Below are 15069 nucleotides of genomic sequence, written 5' to 3' on the forward strand. Positions count from 1 at the left end.
TTTTATGTTGTTATAGCAAGACTTCGTCGCGAGTAACCTGAGTAAACTTGTTATGGAAGTTTTGCGAGCTGATTTCTAATAATTCTTCATAACGGATATTTTTAATATCCGCCACAAATTGCGCCACATCGCGCACATATTTAGGCTCATTCTTTTTGCCTCGATGCGGGATTGGAGCAAGATAAGGCGAATCCGTTTCTACAATCAAAGATTCTAGGGGCAACTTACGCACGGTGTCGCGCAAGTCTTCGGCATTTTTAAATGTCACTATACCCGAGATGGAAATTAAATAATTCAAATCTAATGCACTGCGTGCCATGGCATAGTCTTCGGTAAAACAATGCAGCACACCACCGACATCGCTGTCACCATGAGCGCGAATCAAATCCAACGTATCCGCTCTAGCGTCTCGAGTATGGATAATGGTTGGCAAGCCCATACGCCCTGCTACATCAAGATGCACGGCAAAGCTGTCTTTTTGCGCTTGATGAAGCTCAGGCTCTTTATCGTAAAAGTAATCTAACCCTGTTTCACCGATGGCCACCACTTTTTTGCGTTGTGCTAACTGTTCCAGCGTTTCAGGCGAAGTAAGCAATCCTTCTTTATGCAAAGGATGAACGCCACAGCTGGCAAAAACACCCGCATACTTAGTGAAATCATGAACACTATCAAAGTTATCGAGGTCGACAGAAATGGTCAATATCTGACTGACGCCTGCGTCTTTTGCCGCTCTGATCGCGTCATCCACGCCGTTTTCATAGGGAGTTAAGTCTAATTTGTCTAAGTGGCAGTGCGTATCTATCAACATTTCATTTACCAAGAATTCAGTTCGCCCGTTAATTGTATAGTGGGGTTTAGATGTGTTTTATCAAGCTGTGACTTAAATAACGTCAGCTGCTGCACAAAATGCATCAACCGATACAGATCATAACGTTGCAATAATGCCTCAAGCGCATGACGCACGCTTTCATCACAGCGACCTGTCGCGGAATACTGTAGCGCCGATGTTAGCAAAGCCAACAAGCCATCAACAAAATCCTGCACATGATCTTTATTCATATAGGCAACAAATTCGTCGACACGTATATGTCCTGAAAGCCAGGACACCAACGAATCCGGTAGTTTTTGCAACATGTCATAACTTGGTGTCTCCACCAAGGAGAGTAAGTGATAAGGAGTATTGGAAAACCACATCAACTTGCTCACGTCACTATTGGTTTCTTTGATTAACCAATCACTGACTTGCTGTGCTGATGGTGTGGGTAAATTTACACGTTGGCAGCGGCTTAAAATAGTCGGCATCAACGCCCGCGAGCTGTTGCTTGTTAAGATGAAATACGTTGCTGCAGGCGGCTCTTCGAGGGCTTTCAGTATCGCGTTGGCAGCATTAATGTTCATTTGATGAGCATCATGAATAGTAACGACCTTAGAATATCCTAACTGCGGCTTATTAGTTACTTTTGTCACCAACTGACGCACCGCATCGACTTTGATGCTAGCGCCTGCCCTTCCATCTAAAGTCAACCAGTCAGGATGCGTCTCAGCCAACGCCACTTGACAACTATGACACTCACCACAGGGTGCTTGTGCAGCACGCTCACACAACAGTAAACGAGCCAACGCATCCGCTAGGGCGCTCTGGCCAATACCCTGATTTCCGGTGAGCAACAAAGCGTGGTGAAATTTGCCGCTACGACGCCATTGTTGTGCCTGTTGGTAATCAGCCTCAAGCCAAATGGGGAGGCTCTTTATATCCGCCATTAGGAAGCCTTTAACGTATCGAGAGCATGCAAAATTTGTTGCTGCACTGCCTCTAGTTCAAGGGCCGCATCAATGATCTTGATGCGTTCTGGCGACTGTTGCGCACGCAGCAAAAAACCTTGGCGTACTTTTTCATGAAACACAACGGATTCGCGGTCTAATCGATTACTCTCGCCACGGCTTGCCACACGACTAAGACCCACCTCAACCGGCACATCTAAGAGCAGCGTGGTATCAGGCAAGGACTGCCCTATAAAGCGTTCAGCCAACACATCAATCAGGCTTTCATCGAGTCCGCGGGCAGCACCTTGATACACATAAGTCGAATCCAAAAAGCGATCACTGATCACCCATTTGCCCGCCGCAAGTGCAGGCTCAATATGCTGTTTGATATGCTGCACTCGCGCCGCGAACACCAGCAACAGCTCAGTTTCAGACGCTACCGCTTCATCACGGGCACTTAACATCAAGGCACGAATTTCTTCTGCCATGGGTGTCCCGCCTGGCTCTCGAGTCAGAACGTAATCAATTTTCTGAGATTTGAGCCAAGCTTCAATCGTCGCTAGCGCAGAGCTTTTACCTGCACCCTCACCGCCCTCAATAGAGATAAATTTACCTGCCATGATCTTTCCTAGTTCGCTGGGCTGGAACGGTAGTCATCGCTACGTTGGTGCTGATAACGTAGTACCGCATTATTGTGTTCACGTAGTGTGTTAGAGAAAACATGGGAACCATCGCCCTTCGCAACAAAATACAAGGCGCTCGTTTCTCCAGGATTTAACGCCGCATGAATCGCTTCAACCCCCACATTGGCAATCGGTGTTGGTGGCAAGCCATTTATTTGGTAAGTGTTGTAAGGTGTTTTCTCACGCAAATCGGAACGGCGAATATTGCCATCATAGCGCTCACGCATACCGTAGATTACCGTCGGATCCGTTTGCAAACGCATACCTTTCTCTAGACGACTCACAAATACTCGGGCAATCAAAGGGCGCTCAGATGGCACGCCGGTTTCCTTTTCAATGATGGACGCCATAATCAGCGCCTGATACGGCGTTTTATAGGGAAGCTTTTCTGCCTTGTTTTGCCACTGTTGGTCTAATGTTGTCTTCAACAAACTATGAGCTTGGCGAAAAATATCTAAATCCGAGTCGCCATCATGATAACGGTAGGTGTTAGCGTAGAGCATGCCTTCTGGGGAATCCTGCTCTAGACCCAGCTTTTCAGCCACCTGCTGATCGGTAAGGTCTGTCAGTGTCATTTTTATATTGCCTTTTGCTTCCATGACACGCAAATAATCGCGAAAAGTATGTCCTTCTAGCAACGTAATCGGGTAAAAGATGGTATCGCCTGAGTCAAACAACACCAAAGCATCGACCACATTCATACCTGGCGTTAATTCGTATTTGCCTACTTTTGGTACCCAAGAAGGGTTCAGTTTAGAAGCGACACGAGCCAATATAGGGTGCGCAAGCCAGCCATTGTCGGTCAGCTGCTGACCGATTTTTATCGTTGAAGCGCCTTGATGCACCTCAAACGTTTGCGTTTCATCGAGCGCTAATGGCTGTGTTAAACCATAATATACGCCCCCTACAGCGACCGCTGTCAGAGTAAAAAGCAGTGCCAGCGCAGCTATCAAACCTTTCATCGTTTTCATAGTCAGTAGAGTTGTTCCATCAATTGTTGAGTTACAGGGCCCATTTTCATTGCCCGATCTTGAAAGTGCGTCACCGGAAGCACGCCACTGAGCGCGTTACAGACAAAAATTTCATCCGCCTCCAGCAGGTCAGACTCATGATAACGAGAAACGTTGACCACACCTTGGAAATTTTTGATAACTTGGCTTCTAAAACTGCCCTGCACACCCGCATCAATGATCGCTGGAGTCTGTAATATGCCATCTTTGACCCAAAAGATATTGCTTTGCACCGCCTCAATAACATGGCCCGTTGCCGTTTTCATGAGGGCTTCATAATACTCAGGTGCTAAGGCTTGCTTAGCCATCACATTTTCTAGGCGATTAAGATGTTTCAGGCCCGCAATCGAACGGTTCAAAGAGCATTCTACTGAAGAGATCGTCAAGGACACGCCTTGCTGTTTAAGGGCTTTATAATCCGGCGCATCAAATACACCAACAATGACTTCAAACTGAGGCGCATCAGGCGGCAAATAGCCTCGACCACCAGAGCCACGGGTAAGAATTAATTTGATGCCACAGCCATCGTTTGATGTAGCTTGTTCAGCAATAAAAGACCACAGCCGCGCTAGCAAAGCGTCATCAACTGCAAAGTTTAAGCGCTTCAATCCACGTGCAAGACGTGCTTGATGACCTGAAAGGTTAATAATTGAGCCGTGTTGAGTCGCAATTGTCTCAAATAAGCCATCGCCGTACGCAAAGCCACGATCGGACAAATTGATGTGATGTGCTGGAATGAAATTTAGAAACCACTGCATATGATCGATCTCGAAAAAGGCCCATCATAACAGATAAGAGAAATGGCGTCCCATAGGGGGTTCGAACCCCTGTTACTGCCGTGAAAGGGCAGTGTCCTAGGCCTCTAGACGAATGGGACGTATATGTTTCCTTAGAAACGCTCTGTATAGACTTACAGAGAAATGGAGCGGGAAACGAGGCTCGAACTCGCGACCCCAACCTTGGCAAGGTTGTGCTCTACCACTGAGCTATTCCCGCATATTGTCATGCTTTTCTTGCTGTAACAGCGCACTTCAGCATTAAGAAGTGGCGTCCCATAGGGGGTTCGAACCCCTGTTACCGCCGTGAAAGGGCGGTGTCCTAGGCCTCTAGACGAATGGGACACATCGTTGCTTCCGTAGAAGCCCTCTACTCTGTCGAGTAAGAGAAATTGGAGCGGGAAACGAGGCTCGAACTCGCGACCCCAACCTTGGCAAGGTTGTGCTCTACCACTGAGCTATTCCCGCATAAATACTTTTATTTAACACCTACAAGTTAGGTGGCGTCCCATAGGGGGTTCGAACCCCTGTTACCGCCGTGAAAGGGCGGTGTCCTAGGCCTCTAGACGAATGGGACACATCATTACTTCCGTAGAAGCACTCTACTCTATTGAGCAAGAGAATTTGGAGCGGGAAACGAGGCTCGAACTCGCGACCCCAACCTTGGCAAGGTTGTGCTCTACCACTGAGCTATTCCCGCATATTGTCATGCTTATTTTACTGTAACAGCACACCCCAGCATTAAGAAGTGGCGTCCCATAGGGGGTTCGAACCCCTGTTACCGCCGTGAAAGGGCGGTGTCCTAGGCCTCTAGACGAATGGGACACATCGTTGCTTCCGTAGAAGCCCTCTACTCTATTGAGTAAGAGAAATTGGAGCGGGAAACGAGGCTCGAACTCGCGACCCCAACCTTGGCAAGGTTGTGCTCTACCACTGAGCTATTCCCGCATATTGTCATGCATTTCTTGCTGTAACAGCACACTTCAGCATTAGGAAGTGGCGTCCCATAGGGGGTTCGAACCCCTGTTACCGCCGTGAAAGGGCGGTGTCCTAGGCCTCTAGACGAATGGGACACATCGTTTGTTTCCGTAGAAACACCCTCTTCTATGAAGAGGAAATGGAGCGGGAAACGAGGCTCGAACTCGCGACCCCAACCTTGGCAAGGTTGTGCTCTACCACTGAGCTATTCCCGCATACTGTCATGCTATTCTTGCTGTAACAGCACACTTCAGCATTAAGAAGTGGCGTCCCATAGGGGGTTCGAACCCCTGTTACCGCCGTGAAAGGGCGGTGTCCTAGGCCTCTAGACGAATGGGACACATCGTTGCTTCCGTAGAAGCGCCCTCTTTCGAGGATTTCTCTCAAGGAGAAATGGAGCGGGAAACGAGGCTCGAACTCGCGACCCCAACCTTGGCAAGGTTGTGCTCTACCACTGAGCTATTCCCGCATATTGTCATGCTTTTCTTGCTGTAACAGCACACTTCAGCATTAGGAAGTGGCGTCCCATAGGGGGTTCGAACCCCTGTTACCGCCGTGAAAGGGCGGTGTCCTAGGCCTCTAGACGAATGGGACACATCATTTGTTTCCGTAGAAACACTCTTACGAGTTTTTTTGAAGCGCGTAATCTATCATTTCGCTTCGATTTACACTAGCCTAGCAACTCATTCTAATGCTATCCCGTAGGATGGCGTCCCATAGGGGGTTCGAACCCCTGTTACCGCCGTGAAAGGGCGGTGTCCTAGGCCTCTAGACGAATGGGACAATTGAGCGCCTTGCTGTGTAAGCGGGTGCGTATATTACTGTTACCAGTTTGAAAATCAACAACTTTTTTTAAATATATGTAAGATAAGTTAAAAAAAGCCCTTTTAGATTAAAGATTAAACACGGAGCCTCTTTTATGTCATCAAAACTACTTATCGCCACTTTGGTGGCCTCCGCTTTGCTCACAGGCTGCGCCAGCACGACCCATACGATTGATATCGCCCCTACCAGCGCCCCACTCACCGAGCAATTTAGTAATAGCCATCGCATTAAAGTGTCGGTCGCGCCTTATAACACACAAACCGTTGGCAGCATCAGAACTGGCATTGGTGAGCGTGCTGATATCGTGATGGGCAATGACGCTAGCACTGCCCTTTTGCAGTACACCAAGGATGCATTAGCGGAATTGGGGATCACGCCAAGCCGTGGACTTTTTCCAGCTCGCACCTTAACCCTTGAAATTGACACGCTAAGCTACACCACTCGAACCATCGCACTTAAGACAGAAGCGACATTGGTAGCAGATATCCAAGCAACGGTGACTCAAGATGGCAAAACCTACACCGCCAACTTTAAATCTGAAAAGATCGAACAGTACGGCACCTTGCCAGATCGACATGTAGTGGAAGAGGAAATCAACGCATTATTAGGAAAGACTGTGAGCCGAGCATTCAACGACCCACAGTTGATGACATTGTTAACCAACTAAGCCTTATTCACCTTCTGGCTTAAAATCGAGCGAAGCCGAGTTAACGCAGTAACGAGTGCCGGTTGGCTGCGGCCCATCAGGGAAAACATGCCCTAGGTGGGCCTCACATTGGTTACATACAATCTCGACTCGACGCATCATCCAAGAGTTATCCTCTACTTCTTTGATATTAGCGTCATCGCCATCATAGAAGCTTGGCCAGCCCGAGCCAGAATTGTATTTGGTATCCGAATCAAATAAGTGCGCGCCACAACACACACAATAATAGCTACCGGACTCGTAAAACTTATCAAAGTGCCCCGTAAACGCACGTTCAGTGCCTTTCTTACGGACTATTTGATACACTTCTTCAGGTAGACGTTGCTTCCATTCTTCGTCAGTGAGTGCCTTGTAATCGGTATTGCTTTGTTCGTCGCTCATAAAGAAGACTCCAAGTTAACGTCCCAAAATTATAACGGATCCCGTCACTATCTATGAGGAAGCGTGGTGCAAATACGTAAATCAAATAAGCTCGCCAACATTTGCTACGAAATTCGCGGGCCAGTTCTTAAAGAAGCAATGCGCATGGAAGACGAAGGCCATCGCATTCTTAAGCTTAATATCGGCAACCCCGCTCCCTTTGGCTTTGAAGCGCCAGACGAGATTCTTGTCGACGTTATTAAAAATCTGCCCAATGCTCAAGGCTACTGTGAGTCCAAAGGTTTATTTTCTGCCCGCAAAGCCGTGATGCAAAAATACCAAGCACTGGGCATCCGCTCTGCCAATGTTGAAAATGTCTGGATGGGCAACGGCGTCAGCGAGCTGATCGTTATGGCCATGCAAGCGCTGCTTGATGATGGCGATGAGATTTTGGTTCCGGCACCAGATTACCCACTCTGGACGGCTGCAGCTACTCTATCAGGCGGCTACGTTAAGCACTATCTATGTGACGAAAATGCTGGCTGGCAGCCAGATATCGCTGATATCAAATCGAAAATCACCAATAAAACCAAAGCCCTAGTCATCATCAACCCGAACAATCCAACGGGTGCTGTCTACTCAGAAGCGGTGCTTAAAGAGCTAGTCGCATTGGCTGAAGAGCATGGTTTATTGCTGTTTTCTGATGAAATCTACGACAAGATTTTATATGACGGCGCCCAGCACATCCCGACCGCCACTTTGACCGAAGGTCGTGTACCCTGCATCACGTTTGGCGGCTTATCTAAAGTCTACCGTACCGCAGGATTCCGCTCAGGCTGGATGATTATCACGGGGCCAACTTCGGGCATTGAGGACTATATCTCTGGCCTGGATATGCTGAGCTCCATGCGCCTATGTGCTAACGTACCTGCACAACATGCGGTACAAACCGCACTGGGTGGCTATCAAACGATAAACGAGCTTACATCGCCAGGCGGGCGTCTTTATGAGCAGCGCAACATGGCCTGGGAGATTCTCGATAGCATCCCGGGCGTGCACTGTCATAAACCCGAGGGCGCACTGTACCTGTTCCCGCGACTAGATCCTAAGATCTACAACATTAAAGACGATGTCGATGTCGCACTACGCTTTCTAAAAGAAGAGAAAGTATTACTGGTGCACGGCACTGGCTTTAATTGGCCGACGCCAGACCACTTACGCATCGTCTTCTTACCCCACGTGGAAGAGCTACAACCTGCCATGGAGCGTTTTGCCGCATTTTTATCACGTTTGCGCAACTAATTAACGCTTGAAAAGGAACTAACTTACCCTATGATGCTCCATAGTATTTTCACTACGGAGCATTCTAATCCATGCGTATTTTGTTATTCCTGTTAACCAACATTGCGGTACTGGTTGTCGCTAGTATCGTGTTGAGTGTGTTAGGCGTCGAGCGCTACATTTCTGGTAGCGGCTTAAATCTTACTTCCCTACTTATCTTCTGTGCCGTATTTGGCTTCACTGGCAGCATCATCTCGCTGTTATTGTCAAAAAAGATGGCCAAATGGAGCGCCAAAGCACAAGTCATTGAACAGCCACAAAACCACAAAGAACAGTGGCTGGTCGACACTGTGGCACAGCTAGCAAAAGAAGCCGGCATTAAAATGCCAGAAGTAGCGATCTTCCCTTCTCATGAAGCCAATGCATTCGCGACCGGCTGGAATAAAAATGATGCCCTTGTGGCTGTCTCTAGCGGCATGATGGATCGCTTCCCACCCGATGAGATTCGCGCCGTGATGGCTCACGAAATCGGTCACGTTGCCAATGGCGACATGGTGACGTTGTCCTTGATCCAAGGTGTCGTAAACACTTTTGTTATGTTCTTTGCTCGTATTGCTGGCTATGCCGTCGATCAGTTCCTACGCAAGGATGATGAAGGTGAAGGCGTAGGTATTGGCTACTACATTGCCACCATCGTATTTGAGATTCTATTCGGCATCTTAGCCAGCATGATTGTGATGTGGTTTTCGCGCTACCGCGAATTTCGCGCCGACGAAGCCGGTGCGCGCCTTGCTGGCAAAGGCGCCATGATCGCCGCTCTTGCACGCATCCAAAGCGAGCACGAAGTCTCACACATGCCAGAAAGCATGATGGCCTTCGGTATTCGTAAAGGTCCTAAACCAACACTAGGTGAGCTTTTCTCAAGCCACCCACCGATCAATGATCGTATCGCCGCGCTGCAAAACCTATAAGCAGTAGGCAAAAAAAGCCCCGATTTAATCGGGGCTTTTTTATATCTCTCAGCAATGCCGCTAGCGCTGCTGCTTGTTGTTAATGGTTTCCAAGATAAACGCCAGCAAAGGCATACCTTGCTCTTTGGTCACATCGTTAAATTTCACGCCGTATACATAGAGATACTCGACCCCCATACGAGACAAGAAGGCATTATCCGCAATTTGCGACTGAACTTGCTCGAGCATTTGAATCTCTTGTGAGCGAATCTCACAATCCATACGCAAAATATGCTGAAAACCACCCACTTTAAGGTTTAGCGCCATACGCATAGTCTGATTGACCGAACCAAAATCTTCTTTTGATATGATCTTACAGCCGCCCGTACTTAGATCCACCAGCACACCTGAAGACTGCTCGTAGATGGGCTGCTCACCACTCGGCTCAAGGGTACAGATCGCCTTCGTTTCCACTCGGACCGATTGACGCACCTCGGATGTATCAACATACTCAGGATAAGCAATATGCAAGTGTGCTGCAGGCTCGTTATAGCTCTTGGCCACTTTAGACGAAAAGGCACACACAGAAGTGGCCAGCATAAGACGCACATTAACCACTTGGTTATCGCGTACAATAATATTTCTACCATTAACGCGTGGGCAAGATACAATCAAAGAGCGTCCTGGAATGCGCCCTAGCACCTTTACCGTGTGTCGCCCTGGAGGCGAAATAAATTCCAATTTAACACTGGTTCCCAGCGGCACATCTAAATCGTCAGGTTTTACTTGGGTGACTTCCGCCATTTGAACTCCTAATCGTGCTTGGCAAACCCAATCGCATTTAGCTCATACAAAAAGGTATCGTGATGAACGACGCAGGTATTGAACTCGTCACGCTCGACATAATTCTTTCTTAACCAATCAAAAGTGCGTGGTGTTTTGTCTTGCATCACCGCCATAAAGCGCGCACTGTCACGTGCGACATCATAAATAGCATGCATAGCTCTAGACATGACTTCTGCTTGCGTGAGCGTAGCGTTCATTTTAATTTCACAAATACTACCGCCACTGACCGCTTCGGCAAAGCTACTTTTTTCGCTAATATCAAAAAACTGACACAAAGACTGATAGATAAACCAAGTTCCCTTCTCTCGCCCTTGCTTGCTATAGCCCGCAATATGAGGGGTTGCGATGTCACAAAGCGCCGCCAACGCCATATTGGGGTGCGGCTCATTATCCCAAACATCCAGCACAAGATTTAGCTCACCATTAAGTGCTTCGTATTGGGCAATCAAAGCAGGCTCATTAATCACGCCACCGCGACCAGCAGAGATAATGGTTTGCCCTGCCTTTAAATTGGCCACGCGCTCAGCGTCGATCATGTCGTAAGACGGAAACAGTCCGGTACGGGTTAAGGGTGCATGCAGACTCACAATGTCACACTTCAGCACCTCATCAAGCTCCGATAGATGCACACCCTCAATAGTCGAGTTAACCAAAGGATCGTAAGCTAATACTTCACAACCTAGCGCCACAAAGCGCGCCGCAACACAGCGACCCACATTTCCTTGGCCTACGATACCGATCTTGCGCCCAAGCCACTCAACACCTTTATGCAGATACAAATGTGCCAGCGAGCTGAATACATAATCGGCCACCGCATCGGCATTACAGCCCGGTGCACTGTTAAAGCCAATACCTGCTTCTAATAAATAATTCGTATCGACATGGTCGGTGCCGATCGTAGCACTGCCGACATACTTGATGGACGTCCCTTCCAATAAGGCCTCATTAACCTTGGTCACTGAGCGCACTAGTAATACATCAGCGCCCTCTAGCTGTGCACGCGTAAGATCGCGTCCGCTGACTAATGTAACCTCGCCTAGCCCACCAAATAACGGTGCGACATTAGGCATATTCTCATCGGCGATAATTTTCATGACATTCTCTTAGATAGGGAATCAATTGCTCTGGCAATCGATCAAAGCACCCTTGAAACAGTGCTGAGGCAAAACAGTTTACACGCGTTGGCAAACCTTCATCGAGCAACGCTTTAACACGCGCCATCACCGCCTCTCGAAACGGTGAGGCGTCATAATCAGGTAGCGCCAAGTTATCGACGCTAACATCAAAACGCATCCCCGCAGCCCAATGAAAAATACACTCATAGGCTTGCGGCTGAACTTCAAACTTTTCGAATTCTTTCTGCTGCGCCAAGCTGCGGCCATCTTCGGCATACCAATAGCCAAAATCGTCCTGTAGACGTCGCTCAGGACCGGCTACACACCAATGACTCACCTCATGTAAAGCACTGGAGGGATAATCAAATCGATATTGAATCTGCGCTTGGCCTTGGGCATCACAAGCTTGGTAAAAAGGCTCTTCAAAGCCCCCTACAAGCTTGGTGCTATAGTCAGAAAAAAAGACGTCGTAAAACGTCTTTTCTAAGAATGTTGCTTTCACAATAACTCTCAATACAAATTGCCCTACGCAGACAACGCAGGGCAACAGGTCACTCTATTAACCGCGGTAGTAGCGTGATGGGAAAAACGGCATCTTAGCAGATGTAAGTGGAATCATCTTACCACGAAGTGACGCAAAAAGCGGCTGCTCTAAAAACTCAGTCTGCACATACGCCATAACAATCGGTTGGCCCAGTGACGGTGCAAAACCACCGCTGGTTACTTTACCTGCCAGTTGACCATCTTCAGTAACCACTTCCACACCTTCGCGAACCGGTGCCTTGCCTTCAACTAAGAAACCAACACGTTTACGTGATACGCCATTGGCGAATTGACCCAGGATCACATCAGCACCGACGAAGTTACCTTCACGCTCGCCGCCTGCACGACGAACCTTTTGGATCGCCCAAGTGATCGAACCTTCTACGGGTGTCGTTGACTGATCAAGATCATGACCGTACAGACATAGACCTGCTTCAAGGCGCAACGAGTCACGCGCTCCCAAACCAATCCACTCCACTTCTTCCAATGCTGTTAAAGCATTACAGAAGGCTTCAGCAACGTCGTTTGGCACGGAAATTTCGTAGCCGTCTTCACCTGTGTAACCAGAACAGCTCACCCAAAGCTCATGACCTTGCCACTGGACTTTTGTCGATTGCATGAACAATAAGTCTTTTGCTTCAGGGATCAGTTTAGTAGCTGCCTCACGCGCTTTAGGGCCTTGTAGAGCCACCAATGCACGATCCACTACTTCGACGTCGCAAGTAGGCAAATTGTTTTTCATGTGTGCAACATCGGCTTCTTTACACGCCGCGTTCACCACCATATAAACTTCTTGCTCACCCCAATTGGTAAACATCAAATCGTCAGAGATGCCGCCATTAGTAGTGGTAAAAACACCGTAGCGTTGCTGATTTAAACCTAGGCCTTTTACGTCTACAGGCAACAAAGCTTCTAGCTCGCTTTTGACGTTTGCGCCACGGATAATAACCTGTCCCATATGCGACACATCAAATAGGCCAGCGGCCTCACGTGTCCACAGGTGCTCCTTTTTCACCCCCATTGGATATTGCACTGGCATCTCATAACCAGCAAACTCTACCATGCGTGCGTCAGCATCTACATGCGCTTGATACAAAGGAGTACGTTTCATGGGCACCTCTAATTGATTTCGTCAGAACGGTCTGTTTCCTATTGGAAACAAAGTATCTTCGTTAATATGGTCGATTGCAACTCTATAGACCATTTGATGAAGGCTTTTTTGGCAAACTTTTGTGATCCTTTAGACGCCTAAGAAACACCAGCTGCGTAGCCAACATTTGTATTCGCGACATTTTTGGCTAAACTTCAGTTTTTGTTCTTGCGCACATGTTTCCAATCGGAAACTTTTTGTTTATGATGCCAGAATCTCATACCAATGCAGATGATTAGCACAAAAGGTGAGATGACGTTTTTTCAACTTGTCGCGCTAGACTACTGATAGAATGAACGTTGTCTCTATATGTCGACGACATAAATGTTCAATTTAAGAGGACTATAATAATGGCTAACACTGAAGCCTTTTTCAGCCAAGCGCTTAAAGATCGTGATGCTGAGCTATACGCTACTATCGTAGAAGAGCAAGAGCGTCAAGAAACTGGTATCGAATTGATCGCTTCTGAAAACATCGTTTCTAAAGCAGTTATCGAAGCTCAAGGTTCTGTACTAACTAACAAGTACGCTGAAGGCTACCCAGAGAAACGTTACTACGGTGGTTGTGAAGCAGTTGACGTAACTGAGCAACTAGCAATCGATCGCGCTAAGCAGCTTTTCGGTTGTGAATTCGTAAACGTTCAGCCTCACTCTGGTGCGCAAGCAAACGGTGCTGTATTCCTAGCGCTACTACAACCAGGCGACACTATCATGGGTATGTCACTGTCTTCTGGCGGTCACTTGACTCACGGTGCAGCTCCAGCTCAGTCTGGCAAATGGTTCAACGCTGTTCAGTACGAAGTTAGCCCTGAAACTCTATTGATCGATTACGATGCACTAGAAGCAAAAGCAGTTGAGTGCCAACCTAAGCTAATCATCGCTGGTGGTTCTGCTATCCCACGTCAAATCGACTTCGCACGTTTCCGCGAAATCGCTGACAAAGTTGGCGCATACCTAATGGTAGACATGGCTCACATCGCAGGTCTAGTTGCGACGGGTATCCACCCATCTCCATTCGGTCACGCACACGTTGTAACCACTACAACTCACAAAACTCTACGTGGCCCACGTGGCGGTATGATCCTAACTAACGATGAAGCCATCGCTAAGAAGATCAACTCTGCTGTATTCCCTGGTTACCAAGGTGGCCCACTAATGCACGTTATCGCTGGTAAAGCGGTTGCATTCGGTGAAGCTCTTAAACCAGAATTCAAAGAGTACATCCAACAAGTCGTTGCTAACGCTAAAGCGCTAGCAGAAGTAATGGTTGAGCGTGGCTGTGACATCGTAACTGGTGGTACTGACACTCACCTAATGCTTGTAGACCTACGTCCAAAAGGTCTAAAAGGTAATGCTGCAGACGCTGCTCTAGAGCGCGCTGGCATCACTTGTAACAAAAACGGCATTCCATTCGACACAGAAAAACCAATGGTCACTTCTGGTATCCGTCTAGGTACTCCAGCAGCGACTTCACGTGGTTTCGGTGAAGAGGAATTCCGCAAAGTAGGTCACCTAATCAGTGACGTACTAGACGGTCTAGTAGAAATGCCTGAAGGCAACCCAGAAGTAGAAGCTCGCGTTAAATCTGAAGTACAAGAGCTTTGCAAACGCTTCCCTCTATACCGCTAATCCGCTCTCGCCCGAGGTGATCCCTCGGGCTATTTAACAGGAAAGATCGCCATGAGCAACATTCCATCAAACTTGAAATACGCTGACTCACACGAATGGGTTTTGGACAATGGTGACGGTACCGTTACTGTTGGAATCTCTGACCACGCACAAGAACTACTAGGTGACGTTGTTTACCTAGAGCTTCCTGAAGTGGGCGCGCAAACAACTGCCGCAGAGCAGTTCTCACTTGTTGAGTCTGTTAAGGCTGCTTCTGATATCTACGCCCCAGTATCTGGCGAGATCATCGAAGTAAACGAAGCGTTGGAAGATTCTCCAGAACTTGTTAACGAATCACCTTTCGACGATGCATGGATTGCAAAAATCAAGCTAAGCGATCCTAGTGAATTAGAAAAGCTACTTGACGCTGACGCGTACGCTAGCTCTATCGAGTAATCGATACCCAACACCCCTC

The 15069-nt window shown here is 47.9% G+C and carries 15 protein-coding genes and 14 tRNA genes; 5 read left to right on the forward strand and 24 right to left on the reverse strand.

The features are described from left to right. Positions 1–10: 10 nt before the first annotated feature. The 19 genes from JQX58_RS04235 to JQX58_RS04325 form a co-directional block, all read right to left on the reverse strand. A complete protein-coding gene (locus JQX58_RS04235) occupies positions 11–808 on the reverse strand; it encodes a TatD family hydrolase (protein ID WP_204145566.1) in 798 nt (265 codons plus the stop codon). Between the two features lie 5 nt (positions 809–813). After that, a complete protein-coding gene (gene holB, locus JQX58_RS04240) occupies positions 814–1761 on the reverse strand; it encodes a DNA polymerase III subunit delta' (protein ID WP_204145567.1) in 948 nt (315 codons plus the stop codon). Next, positions 1761–2384, reverse strand: coding sequence for a dTMP kinase (tmk, locus tag JQX58_RS04245; protein ID WP_204145568.1), 624 nt, complete (start codon positions 2382–2384; stop codon positions 1761–1763). Before tmk ends, holB begins: the two co-directional genes overlap by 1 nt. An 8-nt stretch (positions 2385–2392) precedes the next feature. Beyond that, on the reverse strand, positions 2393–3418 hold the full coding sequence (gene mltG, locus JQX58_RS04250; protein ID WP_204145569.1) for an endolytic transglycosylase MltG: 1026 nt from the start codon (positions 3416–3418) through the stop codon (positions 2393–2395). Positions 3419–3420: 2 nt separating this feature from the next. Further along, entirely contained in the window at positions 3421–4215 is a 795-nt protein-coding gene (gene pabC, locus JQX58_RS04255; protein ID WP_204145570.1) for an aminodeoxychorismate lyase, read from the reverse strand. A 43-nt stretch (positions 4216–4258) separates the two neighbouring features. Further along, positions 4259–4334: transfer RNA gene (locus tag JQX58_RS04260), tRNA-Glu, on the reverse strand. A 44-nt stretch (positions 4335–4378) separates the two neighbouring features. Then, positions 4379–4453, reverse strand: a tRNA-Gly gene (locus JQX58_RS04265). Between the two features lie 49 nt (positions 4454–4502). Then, a tRNA-Glu gene (locus tag JQX58_RS04270) sits at positions 4503–4578 on the reverse strand. 48 nt (positions 4579–4626) lie between these two features. Continuing rightward, positions 4627–4701, reverse strand: a tRNA-Gly gene (locus tag JQX58_RS04275). A gap of 33 nt (positions 4702–4734) precedes the next feature. Further along, positions 4735–4810, reverse strand: a tRNA-Glu gene (locus JQX58_RS04280). A gap of 48 nt (positions 4811–4858) precedes the next feature. After that, positions 4859–4933 (reverse strand) — tRNA-Gly (locus JQX58_RS04285). Between the two features lie 49 nt (positions 4934–4982). After that, positions 4983–5058, reverse strand: a tRNA-Glu gene (locus tag JQX58_RS04290). A 48-nt stretch (positions 5059–5106) separates the two neighbouring features. Beyond that, positions 5107–5181, reverse strand: a tRNA-Gly gene (locus tag JQX58_RS04295). Between the two features lie 49 nt (positions 5182–5230). Continuing rightward, positions 5231–5306, reverse strand: a tRNA-Glu gene (locus tag JQX58_RS04300). 45 nt (positions 5307–5351) lie between these two features. Next, positions 5352–5426: transfer RNA gene (locus JQX58_RS04305), tRNA-Gly, on the reverse strand. Positions 5427–5475: 49 nt separating this feature from the next. Continuing rightward, a tRNA-Glu gene (locus JQX58_RS04310) sits at positions 5476–5551 on the reverse strand. 54 nt (positions 5552–5605) lie between these two features. Beyond that, positions 5606–5680, reverse strand: a tRNA-Gly gene (locus JQX58_RS04315). Positions 5681–5729: 49 nt separating this feature from the next. Then, a tRNA-Glu gene (locus JQX58_RS04320) sits at positions 5730–5805 on the reverse strand. Positions 5806–5918: 113 nt separating this feature from the next. Continuing rightward, positions 5919–5994: transfer RNA gene (locus tag JQX58_RS04325), tRNA-Glu, on the reverse strand. A gap of 136 nt (positions 5995–6130) precedes the next feature. Here JQX58_RS04325 and JQX58_RS04330 point away from each other — a divergent pair. After that, a complete protein-coding gene (locus JQX58_RS04330; RefSeq protein WP_204145571.1) occupies positions 6131–6703 on the forward strand; it encodes a YajG family lipoprotein in 573 nt (190 codons plus the stop codon). 3 nt (positions 6704–6706) lie between these two features. Here JQX58_RS04330 and msrB read toward each other — a convergent pair whose 3' ends face one another. After that, positions 6707–7123: a peptide-methionine (R)-S-oxide reductase MsrB gene (msrB, locus tag JQX58_RS04335; protein WP_204145572.1), complete on the reverse strand. Its 417-nt coding sequence runs from the start codon at positions 7121–7123 to the stop codon at positions 6707–6709. Positions 7124–7189: 66 nt separating this feature from the next. On the opposite strand from msrB, the gene JQX58_RS04340 reads away from it, so the two are divergent. Then, positions 7190–8404 carry a pyridoxal phosphate-dependent aminotransferase gene (locus JQX58_RS04340; protein ID WP_338040666.1) on the forward strand — a complete coding sequence of 405 codons (1215 nt, stop codon included), beginning with the start codon at positions 7190–7192 and terminating at the stop codon, positions 8402–8404. A gap of 71 nt (positions 8405–8475) precedes the next feature. Continuing rightward, positions 8476–9354, forward strand: a complete 879-nt coding sequence (htpX, locus tag JQX58_RS04345) for a protease HtpX (RefSeq protein WP_204145574.1) — start codon at positions 8476–8478, stop codon at positions 9352–9354. A 60-nt stretch (positions 9355–9414) separates the two neighbouring features. Here htpX and JQX58_RS04350 read toward each other — a convergent pair whose 3' ends face one another. The 4 genes from JQX58_RS04350 to gcvT are packed head-to-tail and all read right to left on the reverse strand — an operon-like array spanning position 9415 to position 12948. Further along, entirely contained in the window at positions 9415–10137 is a 723-nt protein-coding gene (locus tag JQX58_RS04350; protein WP_204145575.1) for a flagellar brake protein, read from the reverse strand. Positions 10138–10145: 8 nt separating this feature from the next. Then, positions 10146–11273: a 4-phosphoerythronate dehydrogenase gene (locus JQX58_RS04355; RefSeq protein ID WP_204145576.1), complete on the reverse strand. Its 1128-nt coding sequence runs from the start codon at positions 11271–11273 to the stop codon at positions 10146–10148. Beyond that, positions 11254–11796 (reverse strand): elongation factor P hydroxylase, encoded by a 543-nt coding sequence (locus tag JQX58_RS04360; protein WP_338040667.1) that lies wholly within the window; start codon positions 11794–11796, stop codon positions 11254–11256. Before JQX58_RS04360 ends, JQX58_RS04355 begins: the two co-directional genes overlap by 20 nt. 57 nt (positions 11797–11853) lie before the next feature. Next, on the reverse strand, positions 11854–12948 hold the full coding sequence (gene gcvT / locus JQX58_RS04365) for a glycine cleavage system aminomethyltransferase GcvT (RefSeq protein ID WP_204145577.1): 1095 nt from the start codon (positions 12946–12948) through the stop codon (positions 11854–11856). A 389-nt stretch (positions 12949–13337) separates the two neighbouring features. On the opposite strand from gcvT, the gene glyA reads away from it, so the two are divergent. Further along, positions 13338–14615, forward strand: a complete 1278-nt coding sequence (glyA, locus tag JQX58_RS04370) for a serine hydroxymethyltransferase (protein ID WP_204145578.1) — start codon at positions 13338–13340, stop codon at positions 14613–14615. A gap of 51 nt (positions 14616–14666) precedes the next feature. Then, positions 14667–15050, forward strand: a complete 384-nt coding sequence (gene gcvH / locus JQX58_RS04375) for a glycine cleavage system protein GcvH (RefSeq protein ID WP_204145579.1) — start codon at positions 14667–14669, stop codon at positions 15048–15050. The last annotated feature ends 19 nt before the right edge of the window (positions 15051–15069 follow it).

Source organism: Marinomonas ostreistagni (genome assembly GCF_016888445.1).
Taxonomy (GTDB): Bacteria; Pseudomonadota; Gammaproteobacteria; order Pseudomonadales; family Marinomonadaceae; genus Marinomonas; species Marinomonas ostreistagni.